Source organism: Ruegeria sp. P10 (assembly GCF_056534925.1).
The window spans coordinates 1-15,192 of record NZ_JBQERJ010000001.1; the positions used below are offsets into that span (position 1 = coordinate 1).

Genomic DNA, 15,192 nt, shown 5'->3' on the forward strand with positions numbered 1-15,192 from the left:
AGCCGGTTTTTTACCGAAAGATCGGGCCGCTCCGCCAGGAGCGGCCTTTTTTATTCAGACCTGCTTTAGATCTTTGGTTGCAACGCGGACCCCGATGGCATCCAGATCGGCAACCATCTGGTTTTCCGGCGCGGCGCTGTTGCCGGCCTTGATCGCGTCGAAACGCTGTCGCAGCTTCTTCTTCTCTTCACCCTTGCAATCATTCCAAGGGCGTCCCTGAAGCCCCATCACCAAAACATAGTAGCCGATGAAATGTGCTTTGGTGCCAGCCCGCAAAAGCCGGGCATAGGCTTCATCCGGTCCCAGCTGTCGCAGTTCTTCAGCCGAGTGGATGCCGGCGCGCGCGCAGGCCTGCTCGAAAGCCGGTCCAAGGTTGCGGATCGAAGAAACTGGATCGCTCATTAGCCTGTCTTAATTGCACCTCTGGGGTCTGTCACCCATGTTTGCGCGTGGGCGCAACATAATGTCTTGCTGTCTTCTGGTGTTTCCGCTCTCATGAAGTCATGCTGCCTCGGCGGTCCGGGTTTCAAAAGCCAACAGATACCAAACGCGGGTCGGTCCAGGGCCAGACAAACTGCTGACCAAGGTAAAAGCCGGTTACGCTGAACGTGATGAAAGATCAGAACCGTCGAAGAAGGAACCAGCGTGCAGAAGATCGTTGAGGCAAATGTCAATGAATACCTGAAAACGCCCCGGATTGGTGGATCATGACCGATCCTTCAGGTGTTCAGTGCATTCTGTCCCAATCCATTGACCAAGCGCATGTTGAAAAGCTCATTCCCGGGTTCACGATCAGGATCGACCCACCAGCGGAATCGAGATCTTTCGCGCTTTTGGATTGCCGCGATCAATCGTTGCGGAATTCAGGTCGTGTTCTGGTTGAGGTCGCAGAAACACTGTGGCTTTTCCAGAGTGGCCGTGCGCCGCTGTATCAACGCTGCAAGGGGCAGGGGCGGTTTGTTCAAGACCTGCCGCAGGGTCCGGTGACAGCCGCTTTGAAGGGTTTCCCCAAACTGCGTGCGCTGATGCAGATCGGAACCGGAGAGATTCAGACGAAACCCCTCGCCGTATTGGATGAGCTGGAGAAAACGCTGGTCAGGGGAACGGCTTGGTGCCTGTCTTCGCAGACGGGTCAGGCAGCAATCGTTCAGCTTCAGCGGCTGCGGGGGTATGAGAAAGAATTTCAAAAGGTGAACACCGCGATTTCCGCATTGTCCGGGGGCGGGCCGGGTGTCGAAGCGCTTTGTGCCGGACTTTTCCCAGGCATGGCCGCCTATCGGGCCAAGCCAGAGATCAAGTTGGGGGAAGCTGAGCCGTCTATTCAGGTCGCGGCTGATATTATTCAAACATATCTGCAAGTTGCCCGGCAAAACGAATATGGGGTGATAGCCGATATCGACACAGAGTTTCTGCATGATTACCGGGTGTCATTGCGAAAGGTCCGCTCCGTGATCAGCCTGTTCAAAGGCGTTTTTTCAGACACGCAGACAGTGCAATTGAAACGTGTCTTTTCCGATCTCATGGCCGCCACCGGGCGTATGCGTGATCTGGATGTCTATCTTCTGGAAAAAGATAAATACTTCAGTCTTGTACCGCCCAGTCTTCACGCGGGCCTGCAAGAGATGTTCGACCTTTTCGAAAAGGAGCGCGCGAAGGAGCTGTCACGCTTGTCCCGCCGGTTGCGCAGTGACGAATACAACGCCCGTATGTCCGATCTGACGGCGATGTTCAACGGAACAGACCGCCTGACGCCCGGATCAAACGCGAAACGGGCAGCACATGAATACGCGTGCGCATTGATCTGGAAACGGTATCGCACGGTCTGCAAAATCGCACGCGGTGTCACTGACGAAACTCGGGACGAAACCGTGCATGACCTTCGTATCGATTGCAAGAAACTGCGCTATCTGATGGAGATTTTTGGGCCTCTGTTCGATGAAAAGAGCTTCAAGACAATCATCAAACCGTTGAAAAAGCTACAGGACAATCTGGGCGTGTTCAACGACTGCGCTGTTCAGCAAAAGTCCTTGACGGCTTTTGTCGCGCAGCACAGCGACACGCGGGGCCGTGTGGATGCGCGGATGGGCCTGGCCGTGGGGGGATTGATTGCCGTTCTGGATCAGCGCCAAAAGGCCGAGCGGAGCCGCGTAATTGCCAGCTTTCAGAAGTTTGACGGGCCAGATAGCCGTCGCCTGTTTCGGAACTTGTTTCACCGAAAAAAGGAGTGAGGAATGAAGATCATTGCCTGTTACAGCAACAAGGGCGGTGTCGGCAAAACCGCTACTTCGGTGAATCTGGCTTATTCCTATGCGCAGGCGGGGCAACAGGTGCTGTTGTGCGATCTCGACCCCCAGGGCGCTTCAGGGTTCTACTTTCGGGTGAAGCCATCAAAAAAGCTGAAGGATGCGCGGTTTTTCGAGGATGTGGAGCGGTTTATCAAGGCGATCCGGGCCAGCGATTTCGAAGGGCTGGACGTTCTGCCGGCGAACCTGACCTTCCGCGACTTCGACGTGTTCCTGTCGCGGATGCGAAACAAACGCTCGCGGCTGAAAAAAGCTTTGATGGCCGCGGGCAGCGACTATGACGTGATCGTTCTGGATTGCCCGCCCAACTTTTCGACTTTGTCTGAAAATGTCTTCAAAGCTGCCGATGAAATCGTTGTGCCGGTCATGCCGACAACCCTGTCCGAGCGGAGTTTCGATCAGTTGGTAAGCTTTTTTGAACAACACAAGCTGCGCAAGAAAAAGCTGCGCGCCTTTTTTTCGATGGTGCAACACCGGAAGGTTTTGCATCAGGAAACCATGAAGGCGATGCGCAAGCTGTATCCGAAACGCTTTTTGCGGACGGTGGTTCCTTTCGCTGCGGATATTGAAAAGATGGGTCAGAATCGTGCCCCGGTCTGTATTTATGCCGGGCGCAGTGCGGCCTGTGCGTCTTACAGGGCGCTGTTTGAAGAGCTGGAAAACGGAGTGATTTCGAACCAATGAGCAAGGAAATCGAGCGCAAGTTTCTGGTTTCAAGCCTGCCGGACCTGAGCAAAGCGAAAAGGGCCGTCGTAAGACAGGGTTATCTGACGGCCCCCGACGATTCCACCGAGCTGCGGCTGAGGCAAAAGAACGATGCGTATTTCCTGACCTTGAAAGGGGTTGGTGGCCTGGTCCGGTTAGAGCGAGAGGCTGAGATAACTGCGGATCAGTTCGAAACCTTCTGGCCGGAAACAGAAGGGCGCAGGGTGGAAAAAGAGCGCTACACCGGCCATTTGCCGGATGGTTTGCTGTTTGAGCTGGACGTCTTTTCAGGCGATCTGGCGCCGCTACGCTTGGTCGAGGTAGAATTCACTTCGGAGGAGCAGGCCAAAGCATACGTGCCACCGGATTGGTTCGGTGCGGATGTCACCGCCGACACGCGATACAAGAACAAGACCATGGCGATATACGGTGTTCCGGATTAACGCAGTTGTGCCAGATTGATCGTGGTTTCCAGCCCGGGGTCGCAGTTCCGGGCGGCAAATTTTCCGCCGTGCATATGTGAGATTGCGGCCACCAGAGCCAGGCCCAAACCCGCATTCCGTTCCGTCCGCGCGGGGTCAAGTGTCACGAAGGGAAGCTGAAGGCGATCCAGTTCTTTAGGCGGTACGCCGGGGCCACGATCCCTGACGCTCAGTTGGGTGAAACCGTCGCGAGTACCGATCGAAATCGTGATTGCAGTATGTTCCGGCGCGTAACGCATTGCGTTTTCCAACAGATTGGAAAGAGCTTGCGACAGAAGGGGCCGGTGCCCCTGAATGGCAGGGGCGGAACCTTTGACTTCAAGCTGCACGCCTTGATCGGCGGCCACCGGGTCATAAAGCTCGACAACATCACCAACAAGTTGCTGCAAATCGATGGTTTCGAATTGCTCGCGCCCCAGGCCGGCCTCGGCCCGAGAGATTTCAGTGAGCTGCCCCAGAACCCGCAGGACGTGATCGATTTCACCGGTCGCCCGCGCAATGTCGATCTCGCGATCCAAGTCGCTTTTGTCGGGTTCAGAGAGGGCCTCGACCCTTTGCCGCAGACGAGACAAAGGTGAGCGGAGATCATGAGCAATTGAATTGGATGTGGTCCGAAGGTTGCTTATCAACTCCTCGATCCGGTCAAGCATGTTGTTCAATGTGCCTGAAACCTGATCGAATTCGTCCCCGGTTCCGCGCAGCGGCATCCGTTTTGACAGGTCGCCTGAAACGATATTCTCGGCCGTGCTGGCGATATCCGAAAGGCGTGAAAACACCAAGCGTGTGAACAACCAGCCGGTGATGACACTCAAAACCAAAGCTATCCCAAGCGCCAGCGCAACCGAGCGAAACAGTACCCTGTCGAATTGCTGGCGCGACGCTGCATCCCGCCCGACCAGCAGGCGCTCGCCGCCCGGCAGGCGGATGGATGCGGCTGAAACGGGCACAAGCTGATCGTTGTCGGCCCGGCGCAATTCCAAGTCCACCCAACCGCTTCCGGCAGCAATGTTCACCGGCCAGGTCTTGAGATTGCCGACAAGTTTGACCCCCAACCTGTCTGTCAAAAGGTAAAGCGCATCCCGCTCGGCGGCACTTGGCAAACGGCGCTCAATTGCAGTGATCAAACCTATCAGCCCACGCCTTTCGTATTCATCCGCAAGCCCCGTCAACTCGGCTGACACGACCGAGCGGGTTTCGGCCTCGATGCTTCGGTTGGCGGTCACATAGACGATGGCGAGCACTGACGCCGTCAGAATCGTGCTCAGAAACATGCTGGTCGCGACCAACCTTGTGCGGGAATTGTTTAGGGAAAGCCGAAGGTTATCCATCGGACATCATGTAACCCGCTCCGCGGACGGTTTCAATCAACGGCGCGTCACCGCCTTCGTCCAACTGGCGTCGCAACTTCGAAATATGCACGTCCACGACGTTGGTGTTCGGGTCAAAATGATAATCCCAAACCCCTTCAAGCAACATGGTGCGCGACACCACACGGTTTTTGCGGCGCAGGAAAAATTCGAGAATCTGAAACTCACGCGGTGTCAGAGTGATCTCGTGCCCGTCGCGTGTGACTTTGCGAGTCAACAAGTCCATCTGAAGGTCTTTGCAAGTCAATGTCGGCGTCTCTTCGGATTCCTGAGGGCGACGCAAAAGGGCTTCGATTCTGGCGTGCAACTCCTGAAACGAAAAAGGCTTGACCAGGTAGTCGTCAGCGCCCGAGCGCAGTCCTTTGACCCTTTCGTCCACAGCGCTCATCGCCGTCAGCATCAAAACCGGAGTTTTCAAACCGGCGGCCCGCATCGACTTGATCAGCGACAGCCCGTCCAGACCGGGCAGCATCCTGTCAAGAACAATGGCGTCAAACCCACCGTCCGTGGCATGGTACAACCCCTCACGACCGTCAGCGGCGGTTTCGACCACATACCCTTCTTCGCCAAAACCTTTGGCGATGAAGTCCCTGGTGTCAGCATCATCTTCGACGATCAACAGACGGCGGCTCATGGTCGGGATCCTTTCTTTTGATATTTAAACACAAATTTTAACTAAAGCATATGGTTAGAAGAAGTTCTTGCCGGGTGCTGGGCCGGCACCCGGCAAGCCCGGCGGATAGTGGACAACTCTGATCCGCCGGGTGAGGCGTGCGCCGAAAATCCCCATCAAGCGGCGCACGCATGTTCAAGGTCAGGCCAGTTCGACCGCGACAAAAATCTGGCTGCCGCCACGGTTGATCAGCACCAGGGCAGGATCGGTTTTCTCACTGTCCAGCGCAGATTTCAGCGCGTCCGGAGAGACAGTGTCCTGATTGCCGAGCTTGACGATCACATCGCCGCGTTGCAGGCCGGCCTTTGCCGCTGGGCTGTCGGGCTTCAGGTCGGTGACGACGACGCCCTGGACGGTTTCAGCAACACCGGTTTCTGCCCGAACCGCTTCGGTCAGGGGGGCCACGGTCACACCCAGTGTTGTTCCCGCAATTTCCGCCTCGACCGGCTTGTCGGCCTCGGCCGATGCGGCCTGATGCTGGCCAACCGTCAAGGTCACCGTTTCCATCTTGCCGTCACGCAAAACGGTCAGAGTGCTGTCGGTGCCGACCTTGGTCGTACCCACAAGGATGGGAAGGTCACCGCTGGACTCCACGGCATCGTCGTTGAAGGTCAGGATAACGTCTCCCTGCTTCAGGGCGCCGTCTGCCGGGCTGCCCGCAACCACGTCAGACACCAGCGCGCCCGAGGAAGCGTCGATTCCCAACGCTGCCGCAAGTTGTGGGCTTACGTTCTGGATCGACACGCCCAGCCAACCGCGGCTCACCTGTCCGTCATCCCGCAGATCGGCCGCGATGTGTTCAACGATGTTGGACGTGACGGCAAATCCAAGCCCCACCGAACCACCGCTGGGCGAATAGATGGCCGAGTTCACACCGACCACTTCGCCATCCATGTTGAACAGGGGACCGCCCGAGTTGCCCTTGTTGATCGCTGCATCCGTCTGGATGAACTCGGCATAAGGGCCTTCCGAGATGTTGCGGCCTTTTGCCGAAACGATGCCCGTGGTCACGGTCGAGCTGAGGCCGAAGGGGTTGCCGATGGCGACCACGTCTTCACCTACGCGGATTTCATCACTGTCGCCAAGCTCTACGGCTTGCAGGTCAGTTCCCGCGTCGATTTTCAGAACCGCGATATCCGTCAGCGGGTCCGTTCCGACCACTTCGGCGTCGAAGGTACGGTCATCGCTGAGCCTTACGGTCACGGTCGAGGCATTGTCGACGACATGGTGATTGGTGACAATGTATCCGGCTTCGTCCAGAACAAATCCCGAACCCAGGCCCTGAGACGGGCCGCGTTGCGGCATGTTGAACCCTTCGGGGCCGCCGAAGCGTTTGAAGAATTCACCAAATGGGTGTCCTTCGAAGTCAAAGTTCTGCCCCTGGGCTGGGGTCGGCACTGCGTCTTGTTCAGCGATGATGGTTACGACCGATGGTGATACGGTCTCAACCAGGTCAGCCAATGCCTCGTCCGCCATGGAAGGGATAGCCGTCGTTGCCAGTAGGGCCGCGCCGAGCGCACTGACACCGACCCAGTTGGAAGTGCGGGGAAGTAAAAGCGAGGATTTGCGGATGCTCATTTGTGTCTCCTGATTATCGTCGCGCAGTTGCGGCTGCGCGTTGAGACAACAGATGCATGCTCAGAATTGGCGTTTCCTGACTGATCAATTAATAAATCTTAATTTTGCCACAAAGTCGGTGTTGGCTTGCGGTCGACGTCAATCGGGATTCGCGGAATTTCACCGACCAAGACCGCAGCGAATCGGAGGATTGTTGCTAAAAATGGCGTCAAACTTTCAAAAACATTGAATTTGTTTTGTTTTGTTGACAATCATCCTTCCAAATGATGGGGAAAAGAACTGCTCTTCCAATGGTTGTGGGTGGGTTTGGCTGAGACATGGCTTGACACAAAAAAATTGTTGATGATTACGGATATTGGCTAATAAGTTTGCGCTTAATCACGAATCGCTACCTCTTGTGAAAACAGTCTATCGCCTTTAAGTTGATTTCTGGTTGTCGCGATGTTGCGTAAAAGCCATTTGAACAAGACCCAAATTAACCCTTCCTTCCAATTTTACGTTGTTTCGAACGATCGGATAAGTGAGGATGAAGGTGCCCAAGTGAGGGGAGCCAAAAGCGCTAGGGGGCGCTGGCGGCTAACTCGATCACCAAAAGTGATAACGGCGTGTTAACGAGGGGGTCTTGTTTAGGTTTGGCTGTTTGAGAGCCGGGGTGTTTCTGAAAGCACACTGGCCGCGCTTTGGAGATTGAGCAAAGTGGTAGTCCTGTTTTGGGCACCGGCCCGGTCGAAAAGACCGGGCCGTGTTTGTTCAGGGGGCATGTTTTTTGCTCCAGGCCTTCCAGTCACCCGGGGTATCCAGATCCAACAGTGCGTTTCGGCCGGGCAGGGGATGCAGATGAACACTGTTTTGATGCTTTCGCACGATCTTCTGGGCACCGTCGTCCCCCTGCAATTGTGACAGTTGATCAAAAAGGTATCTGTCAAACACCACCGGATGACCGGGCTTTCCTTCCTCGGTCGTCCCACGCCAGATCAGGTTGTCGGGATGGGTTTCTCGCGCTTTCAGGATTGCTGCCAGGTCAGCTTCTGTCAGATCGGGCAGATCAGCCAGAAAAACCATCGCGGCGGGTGCATCAGGTGGCAGGTTTTGGATCGCGGCGCGCAAACTGGCGTTCATGCCTTCTGCCGCATCCCGGACCGGAACGATCTGAACATCCATGCCATCAAGCGCGCCATATCTTGGATTTGGTTCAGGGGGCAGGGCGACGATCACAGGTCCCACGGCGCAGGCCACGCTTGCAGAGCGGGCGATCAACGGGATGCCGTTGATCGGCTGCATCAATTTGTCGATGCCGCCCATGCGGCTGGATTGGCCAGCCGCCAGAAGGATAATGGGTATTTCAGTCATTTCAGCACAATGCCGTCAGCCCGAGCCCGAGTCATCCCCTCATTCGGGCGCCATCTGCGTCAAACAAGGGTGTCGAGATGACCTTTGCCTTGCGCATCTGGCCCAGTATTTCGATCTTCGTTGCAAGCCCATCTGCTGCGCGTTCGGTTGGCAGAAAACCGATGGCGACGGACTTGCGGGCATAATGCGAATAACCGCCCGAGGTGCAAAAGCCCACAACCTTGCCGTCCAGCCAGATCGGTTCATAGGCGTTCACGTCAGCATCGACTGCATCGACTTCGAAGGCCACGAGCCTGCGCGCGGGGCCGTTGGCACGTTCCGCCTCGGCGGCGGCGCGGCCGATGAAATCGGCGTCCTTGCCAAAGGCGATGAAGCGATCCAGCCCGGTTTCGGCGGGGGTATAGTCGGGTGAGAATTCGCGCATCCACGAGCCGAAGAACTTGTCCAGCCGCAGGCTCATCATCGCGCGCATGCCGAAGGGGGTGATGCCGTGCGGTTGGCCGGCCTGCCAAAGCGTCCACCACAGCTGCCGCTGCGCCATCGGATCGCAGTAGATCTCGAACCCCAGGTCGCCGGAATAGCTGACCCGTTGCACGATGCAGTCGGTCATGCCGACGACCATGCGGCGCACGTCCATGAAGCGCATGTCGCTGATATCGGCGCGGGTGCAGGCAGCCAGAACCTCGCGGGCATTGGGGCCTGCAATCTGGAACCCGTTGCGTTTGTCGCTGATATTCTCGATGGTTATGCCGTCTTCCTGATGCTGCCGGAACCAGCGCATGTGGAAATTCTGCGCACCATATGAGGCGGTGAGCTGGAACTCCTCCTCGCCCAGGCACGACACGGTGAAGTCCCCGATCAGCTTGCCCTTGGGCGACAGCATCGGCGTCAGCGACAGGCGGCCCGGCTTGGGGATGCGCCCGGCCATGATCCGATCCAGCCAGTCGCGGGCGCGGGGGCCTGTCACAAGGTATTTGCCGAAATTGTGCACCTCGTTGATGCCGACGCCCTCGCGCACGGCGCGCACCTCGCGGCCCGTTGCCGCAAAGGCGTCCGAGCGGCGGAAGGAGGGGGGTTCATAGGTCGGCTCGTCCTCCTGCGCGAAATAGTTCGGCACCTCGAGCCCGTATTGCTGGCCCCAGACCGCGCCCAGATCGCTGAAGATGTCATACATCGGCGTGGTGCGGTTGAGCCGCGCGGCGGGCAGTTCCTCGTTCGGGTAGGCGACAGAGAAGCGTTTCTGATAGTTCTCGATCACCTTGGGGCGGGTGTAGCCGGGGGTGATCCAGTCGCCGAAGCGGGCGACGTCCATGGCAAAGACGTCGCGCTCGGGCTCGCCCTCGATCATCCATTGCGCCAGCGTCAGGCCGACGCCGCCGCCCTGGCTGAAGCCGGCCATCACGCCGCAGGCCGACCAGTAGTTGCGCACGCCGGGCACTGGTCCGACCAGCGGATTGCCGTCGGGGGCAAAGGTGAAGGGGCCGTGGATTACCGATTTCACCCCGGCCTCGGCCAGAACCGGGAAGCGGCGATAGGCGAACTCGATGCTGTCGGTGATCTTGTCGAAATCATCAGGCAGCAGCTCGTGCCCGAACTCCCACGGTGTGCCGTCCACGGCCCAGGGCTTGCAGGGCTGTTCGTAGAACCCGATGCACAGGCCGCGCCCTTCTTGCCGCAAATAACTTTCACCGGCCGGGTCCATGACGTGCGGATGTTCGCCGCCCGCGTCGATGATCGCCTCGATCTGAGGGATGTTGTCGGTGACGAGGTATTGATGCTCCATCGGGTGCAGCGGGAAGTAGATGCCCGCCATCGCGCCCACCTCGCGCGCCCAGAGGCCGCCGGCGTTGACGATATGCTCGGCATGGATGGTGCCCTTGTCGGTGACCACGTCCCATGTACCGTCGGGGCGCTGGTTGGTCTCGCGCACCATGCAGTGGGTCTCGATCGTGGCGCCGCCCATGCGCGCGGCCTTGGCATAGGCATGGGTCGTGCCCGAGGGGTCGAGGTGCCCGTCCAGAGGGTCATAAAGCGCACCGATGATGCCGTCGGTGTTGGTGATTGGGGCGATCTTCTTGATCTCGTCGGGGCCGACGATCTCGGTTTCCAGCCCCATGAAGCGGTGCTTGGCGCGTTCGGCCAGCAGCATGTCGAACCGGTCCTGATTGTCGGCCAGCGTGATGCCGCCCACATGGTGCAGCCCGCAGGACATGCCGGTGATCTCTTCCAGCTCTTTATACAGCCGGATGGTATAGCCCTGCAGCGCGGCCATGTTGGTGTCGCCGTTGAGCGTATGAAACCCGCCCGCCGCGTGCCATGTCGATCCGCTGGTCAGTTCCGACCTCTCCAGCAGCATCACGTCGGACCAGCCCAGCTTGGTCAGGTGATAGAGCACCGAGCATCCGACGACGCCGCCCCCGATGACGGCAACCTGACAGGTGGTTTTCACAGTGTTCCTCCCCATGACTTTGGAAAAAACTGTCGAGCCGATGGGGATATTACTCGTCTGTTAGCGACAACAAGTGTCGCATGTCACCTATTGCACCAGCTTTGGATTTGCACAGCCTTCTCGCGCAGCCAATGTCGTCAAAACCTGTAGCCGAGGGCAAACAAACAGGCGGTCTGGGCCTCGTTCAGCACGACATCGCCCGGTGGTTTTTCGGCCTTGAAGGCTGCTTTTCCACTTTACTGCACAGCTGAAACAAAGTCGGCGTGATCAAACTGGCCCATCTCGCCCAGCTCCGTGCTTGGGTCGAACTGTGCGATGATCGGAATATCCGGGCCCGGTTCAGTGCAATTGGGTCGTTCAGTTGACGACAGGCACTTGGGCAGCGCGCAGAACATTTCAGAAAAATCGCAGGCGCTACAGGGGGCGCACTTTCAGTCCCGTGATACGGTTGCCTTCACGCGCCGTGACCTCGAACCGGAAACCGTGGAACGAAAACACCTGACCGACGTCAGGGATCATCTGGGCCTCGTGAATCACCAGACCGGCCAGCGTGTTCGCCTCGTCATCCGGCAGAGACCAGTCCAGCGCCCTGTTGGCATCCCGGATCGTCATGGATCCTTCAACCAGATACTGGCCATCTTCGGTGCGCATTACCGGCACCTCTTCGTCTATGTCGAACTCATCGGCGATCTCGCCCACGATTTCTTCAAGAATGTCTTCAAGCGTGATCAGGCCTCGCAGTGACCCATATTCATCCACAACCAATGCAAAATGGCTGTGCATCCGCAGGAATTCCCGCATCTGGTCGTCCAGCGTCGTGGTTTCGGGCACAAAGTAAGGGTCGTTTGCCACCTTTCCGATGTCAAAGCTTGCCAAACGGTCGGTCCCGCCGTCGCTGCTGCCTGCCTGCGCATACATGGCGCGAAAGAGGTCCTTGGCGTGGACAACACCCACGATGTTTTCCGGCTCGTCCCGGAACACAGGCAGACGGGTGTGGGGGCTTTGCAGACATTGTTTCAGGATTTCCTCTGGGGCGGCATTGGCGTCGATCATCTCGATATTCGATCGGTGCAGCATGATCTCTTCCACCGTCCGGTCGCCCAGATCCAGCGCACCCAAGATGCGGTCGCGGTCTTCCTTTTCGACCACGCCTTCGGAATGACCAAGTTGCAAGGCGCCGGCAATCTCTTCGCGTACAGCCAGAATGTTGCTGTCGGGATCGATCTGCACGCCGAACAGGCGCAACACACCGCGCACCAGCAGCCGCACCGCCGCCACAATGGGTGAAAACACTGTCACGACGACGCTGATGATCGGGGCAACAGCCGCCGCGGCCTTTTCGGAATTGGTGATGGCGTAGGTCTTTGGTAGCACTTCGGCAAAGATCAGCACCAGCAAAGTCATGACCAGGGTCGCCAACGCCACACCGCTTTCGCCGAATAAACGGGTGAACAAGGCCGTCGCCAGCGAGGCGGCCAGGATGTTGACAAGGTTGTTGCCCAGAAGAACCGAGCCGATCAGGCGTTCATTGTCATCGGTGATTTCCAGCGCCTTTTTTGCGCCCCGTGATCCCTTGTCGGCCTGCGCCCGCAGTTTTCCGCGAGACGAAGCTGTAAGCGCCGTTTCCGAACCCGAGAAAAAGCCGGACAAAACGAGCAACAAGAGGATCGCGCCTGACGTAATCCAGAATGTGCTGTCGATCAGAGAAGATGAGGGTTCCATTGGTCCTTGGTGGGTTAGGGTGACGCATCCGTTATGGGGATGCCGCGCTGCTGGATCAAGGGCTTAGCCCCGGTCTTCGTCAGGGTCTTTGCTCAGCGGGTGGTGTTGCAACACCAGTTCCGACAGCCGTTCATCCAGAACATGAGTATAAATCTCGGTCGTTGCAACGTCGGCATGACCCAACAAGGTCTGGATCGAACGCAGATCCGCGCCGTTGGCCAGCAGATGCGTGGCAAAGGCGTGGCGCAGGGTATGCGGGGTGACTTTCTCGGGTGAAACGCCACCCTGAACGGCCAGTTCCTTGACCAGCAGAAAGAATCTGTGCCGCGTCAGGTGGCCGGATTTGCCGCGCGACGGAAACAGAAAACGGGATATTTGACCGCCTTTCTCGACGGTCTGGTCTTCGGCTTGGTCCCGCGCGATCAACCAGGCAGCCAAAGCATCCCGCGCCGGTGGGGACAGGGGTACCATGCGTTCCTTGCCGCCTTTGCCCATCACCAGCAACATACGGGGATCGCCACGGGCCGAGGAAACGGGCAGGGACACAAGTTCGGTCACACGCATCCCGGTGGCGTACAGAACTTCCATCAAACAGGTATTGCGTATGCGATCGCCCTTGCTGCGCCCGGTTTGTCGGGCGGCTGCCAGAAGACGGTCGACTTCGGGCACGTCCAGCGTTTTGGGCAGTCGCTTCTGCCGCCCCGGACCTTTGATCTGAATGGCGGGGTTCGTCTCGCTCCAGCCTTCCTCGAATGCAAAGCGGTACAGCTGTTTTATCGCCGACAATCGCCGCGCGCGGGTGGAACGTGACAAGCCCTGTGCCTGGCAGTCGATCAGATAGGCCTCGATCTGATCACGATCTGCCTGATCGAATCCGGATCCCCTGTGCTGCAACCAGGATGCAAAGTCTTTCAGATCGCGGCCATAGGCCAGCAAGGTATTTGTCGCCGCGCCAAGTTCCGCTGCCTGGGCCTGTAGAAAAGTCGAAATCCATAGCTCATTTGTCGCCGGAATAGCCATCTTCAGCGCTCTTGCAGGATCAACAGGCTCAGCGCGGCACGCCGCGCGGTGTCTTCCAGGCCCACGCGTCGGAAGGTTGCGATTGCTGCGGTCAGATCCACCAGATTGCCCCGTGCACCATGCGCAAACAACTGCATGGCTTCCAGTATGGCTTCACCAAGTTGACCATTGTCCAGCAAGGCGTCGATGTCGTTGGGTACGGGTGCCGCCCATGCAAACCCCTGAGAAACCGCGTCGGCCAACGGAGAAGGAGAAACCGCCCGCCCCGGATCACCCTGCGCCAGCGCCGCAAGAAACAGGGTATCGATCGAGTTGTTCGGCGCTGATTGTGCAGCCTGTTCGTACAGGCCAGACAGCATCAGAATGCGCCAGCGCAGGTTTTCAGTCGCCGGCACCGACAGCGAAACCTTTGACAGACGCTCGGCGAACAATTCGGCGAAGGGCACTTCAAGCCCGACGCTGCGCATCTGCTGCCAGACCGTCGGCAGCGTTTTTCCGATGGCTTCAGCGTTTCGCGTATCCAGCGCGCTTTCAAATCGTTGGATGGCTGCGACCCTGTCCCAAACTGCGCCGGACGCTGCCGGGGACCTTTCGGTATAAAGTCCAAGCAGTTGATTGGGCGTCAAAGCGCCAATGCGTGTAAGCCGTTCGGCGGCTTCGATCTGCGCTTTCCATCCGGCCACATCCCGAAGATCCGCGTTGGCGAAAGCGCGTGGCAACGAGGCGGAAGGAAGCCGTTCTCCGATCGCTTCGAACAGTCGGAAACTCAATGGATCCGGGTTTTCAGGTTGGGGCAGATAAGCCGCGCCTTCATAGAGTTCAGGGCTTAGAAAACGATCCAGAACCGCCAGCTCTGCCGGCGGCAGGATGTTCAGGGCATGCGCTGCCTCAAGCGTCAACGCTGCCGATGCCCAATCTCCGCGTCGGGCTTTGCAGAACACTTGCGCGGCGTAGTTCTTTGACAGGTGCGGATCGGCGATAAGGGCGGTGCAACTGCGATCCTCATCACCGGTCAGCAGCGTTGCGTCAAACCAACGCTGAAACCGATCCTGTGTATCGGTCGGCCCGGCCAGTTGAACCAGCGATTGCACGGGGTCAGCCGCGCCCAGTTGCATCAGACGGTCCAGCCGCGCCAGCAGCATAATCTCTTGCGCATCAGGGCCCGCCGGTGCGCGGGTTTCCGACAGAAGCAATGTAAACAACAGGCGTTGCATGGTCGGGTTGTCGCGAACGGGCGTCTTCGCGATCAGCTCCGCCAGCCGGTTCGCATCGCTGCCTTGCCACAAATCCACGGGCAACCCGGTGACGGATGATGCGACCAAGCCCAAAGGTTGCGACAACGCTTCAAGCGGCGTGACCTCAATTTCGGGCAATCCGCCGTTCTGTGCCACCGGCGGTTCCAGCAATACGGTTCCGGGCAGGTTTTCTGGCGGATCCGCAAGCCATTCGATCGCTGATAACGGGGTTTGCGCATGTGCCGATCCCGCCAGAAAGACCGCCAACAACGCCTGTTTAGTTGACATCCAATACGACCGGTTCGCGG

Annotated in this window: 12 protein-coding genes; 3 read left to right on the forward strand and 9 right to left on the reverse strand. The window is 58.1% G+C overall.

Annotation, left to right across the window (positions count from 1 at the left end; genetic code table 11):
• Nucleotides 1-54 precede the first annotated feature (54 nt).
• Nucleotides 55-402: a TfoX/Sxy family protein gene (locus ACR0FB_RS00005; protein WP_171632970.1), complete on the reverse strand. Its 348-nt coding sequence runs from the start codon at nt 400-402 to the stop codon at nt 55-57.
• A gap of 305 nt (nt 403-707) precedes the next feature.
• Between ACR0FB_RS00005 and ACR0FB_RS00010 the strand changes: the two genes are divergently transcribed.
• From ACR0FB_RS00010 to ACR0FB_RS00020, 3 genes are read left to right on the forward strand one after another with little or no spacing between them, the layout of a single operon-like run.
• Nucleotides 708-2,228, forward strand: coding sequence for a CHAD domain-containing protein (locus ACR0FB_RS00010; protein ID WP_480619204.1), 1,521 nt, complete (start codon nt 708-710; stop codon nt 2,226-2,228).
• Between the two features lie 3 nt (nt 2,229-2,231).
• Nucleotides 2,232-2,987, forward strand: a complete 756-nt coding sequence (locus ACR0FB_RS00015; RefSeq protein ID WP_480619205.1) for a ParA family protein — start codon at nt 2,232-2,234, stop codon at nt 2,985-2,987.
• Nucleotides 2,984-3,451 carry a CYTH domain-containing protein gene (locus tag ACR0FB_RS00020; protein WP_480619207.1) on the forward strand — a complete coding sequence of 156 codons (468 nt, stop codon included), beginning with the start codon at nt 2,984-2,986 and terminating at the stop codon, nt 3,449-3,451. Before ACR0FB_RS00015 ends, ACR0FB_RS00020 begins: the two co-directional genes overlap by 4 nt.
• Here the strand turns inward: ACR0FB_RS00020 and ACR0FB_RS00025 are convergent.
• From ACR0FB_RS00025 to ACR0FB_RS00060, 8 genes are all read right to left on the reverse strand, one after another.
• Complete coding sequence (locus ACR0FB_RS00025; RefSeq protein WP_253284951.1) at nt 3,448-4,761, reverse strand: ATP-binding protein; 1,314 nt, start codon at nt 4,759-4,761, stop codon at nt 3,448-3,450. The two genes, ACR0FB_RS00020 and ACR0FB_RS00025, sit on opposite strands and share 4 nt — an antisense overlap.
• Nucleotides 4,762-4,810: 49 nt before the next feature.
• The gene (locus ACR0FB_RS00030; protein WP_152457754.1) at nt 4,811-5,491 is read right to left on the reverse strand and encodes a response regulator transcription factor; all 681 of its coding nucleotides are present in this window, start codon (nt 5,489-5,491) and stop codon (nt 4,811-4,813) included.
• A gap of 180 nt (nt 5,492-5,671) precedes the next feature.
• Complete coding sequence (locus ACR0FB_RS00035) at nt 5,672-7,108, reverse strand: DegQ family serine endoprotease (RefSeq protein ID WP_480619209.1); 1,437 nt, start codon at nt 7,106-7,108, stop codon at nt 5,672-5,674.
• A gap of 750 nt (nt 7,109-7,858) precedes the next feature.
• A complete protein-coding gene (locus tag ACR0FB_RS00040; RefSeq protein ID WP_480619211.1) occupies nt 7,859-8,458 on the reverse strand; it encodes a nucleotidyltransferase family protein in 600 nt (199 codons plus the stop codon).
• 31 nt (nt 8,459-8,489) lie between these two features.
• Nucleotides 8,490-10,907, reverse strand: coding sequence for a GcvT family protein (locus tag ACR0FB_RS00045; protein WP_480619212.1), 2,418 nt, complete (start codon nt 10,905-10,907; stop codon nt 8,490-8,492).
• A gap of 414 nt (nt 10,908-11,321) precedes the next feature.
• Nucleotides 11,322-12,629, reverse strand: a complete 1,308-nt coding sequence (locus tag ACR0FB_RS00050; protein WP_480619213.1) for an HlyC/CorC family transporter — start codon at nt 12,627-12,629, stop codon at nt 11,322-11,324.
• A 63-nt stretch (nt 12,630-12,692) separates the two neighbouring features.
• Entirely contained in the window at nt 12,693-13,649 is a 957-nt protein-coding gene (locus ACR0FB_RS00055; protein ID WP_171723408.1) for a site-specific tyrosine recombinase XerD, read from the reverse strand.
• A gap of 2 nt (nt 13,650-13,651) precedes the next feature.
• Nucleotides 13,652-15,172 (reverse strand): hypothetical protein, encoded by a 1,521-nt coding sequence (locus tag ACR0FB_RS00060; protein WP_480619215.1) that lies wholly within the window; start codon nt 15,170-15,172, stop codon nt 13,652-13,654.
• Nucleotides 15,173-15,192: the final 20 nt, after the last annotated feature.

Bases quoted from the DNA above. Each gene is read 5' to 3' on its own strand.
- ACR0FB_RS00005 (WP_171632970.1), bottom strand. From the start codon at position 402: ATGAGCGATCCAGTTTCTTCGATCCGCAACCTTGGACCGGCTTTCGAG.
- ACR0FB_RS00035 (WP_480619209.1), bottom strand. From the start codon at position 7,108: ATGAGCATCCGCAAATCCTCGCTTTTACTTCCCCGCACTTCCAACTGG.
- ACR0FB_RS00040 (WP_480619211.1), bottom strand. From the start codon at position 8,458: ATGACTGAAATACCCATTATCCTTCTGGCGGCTGGCCAATCCAGCCGC.
- ACR0FB_RS00030 (WP_152457754.1), bottom strand. From the start codon at position 5,491: ATGAGCCGCCGTCTGTTGATCGTCGAAGATGATGCTGACACCAGGGAC.
- ACR0FB_RS00015 (WP_480619205.1), top strand. From the start codon at position 2,232: ATGAAGATCATTGCCTGTTACAGCAACAAGGGCGGTGTCGGCAAAACC.
- ACR0FB_RS00050 (WP_480619213.1), bottom strand. From the start codon at position 12,629: ATGGAACCCTCATCTTCTCTGATCGACAGCACATTCTGGATTACGTCA.
- ACR0FB_RS00055 (WP_171723408.1), bottom strand. From the start codon at position 13,649: ATGGCTATTCCGGCGACAAATGAGCTATGGATTTCGACTTTTCTACAG.
- ACR0FB_RS00025 (WP_253284951.1), bottom strand. From the start codon at position 4,761: ATGTTTCTGAGCACGATTCTGACGGCGTCAGTGCTCGCCATCGTCTAT.
- ACR0FB_RS00020 (WP_480619207.1), top strand. From the start codon at position 2,984: ATGAGCAAGGAAATCGAGCGCAAGTTTCTGGTTTCAAGCCTGCCGGAC.
- ACR0FB_RS00060 (WP_480619215.1), bottom strand. From the start codon at position 15,172: ATGTCAACTAAACAGGCGTTGTTGGCGGTCTTTCTGGCGGGATCGGCA.
- ACR0FB_RS00010 (WP_480619204.1), top strand. From the start codon at position 708: ATGACCGATCCTTCAGGTGTTCAGTGCATTCTGTCCCAATCCATTGAC.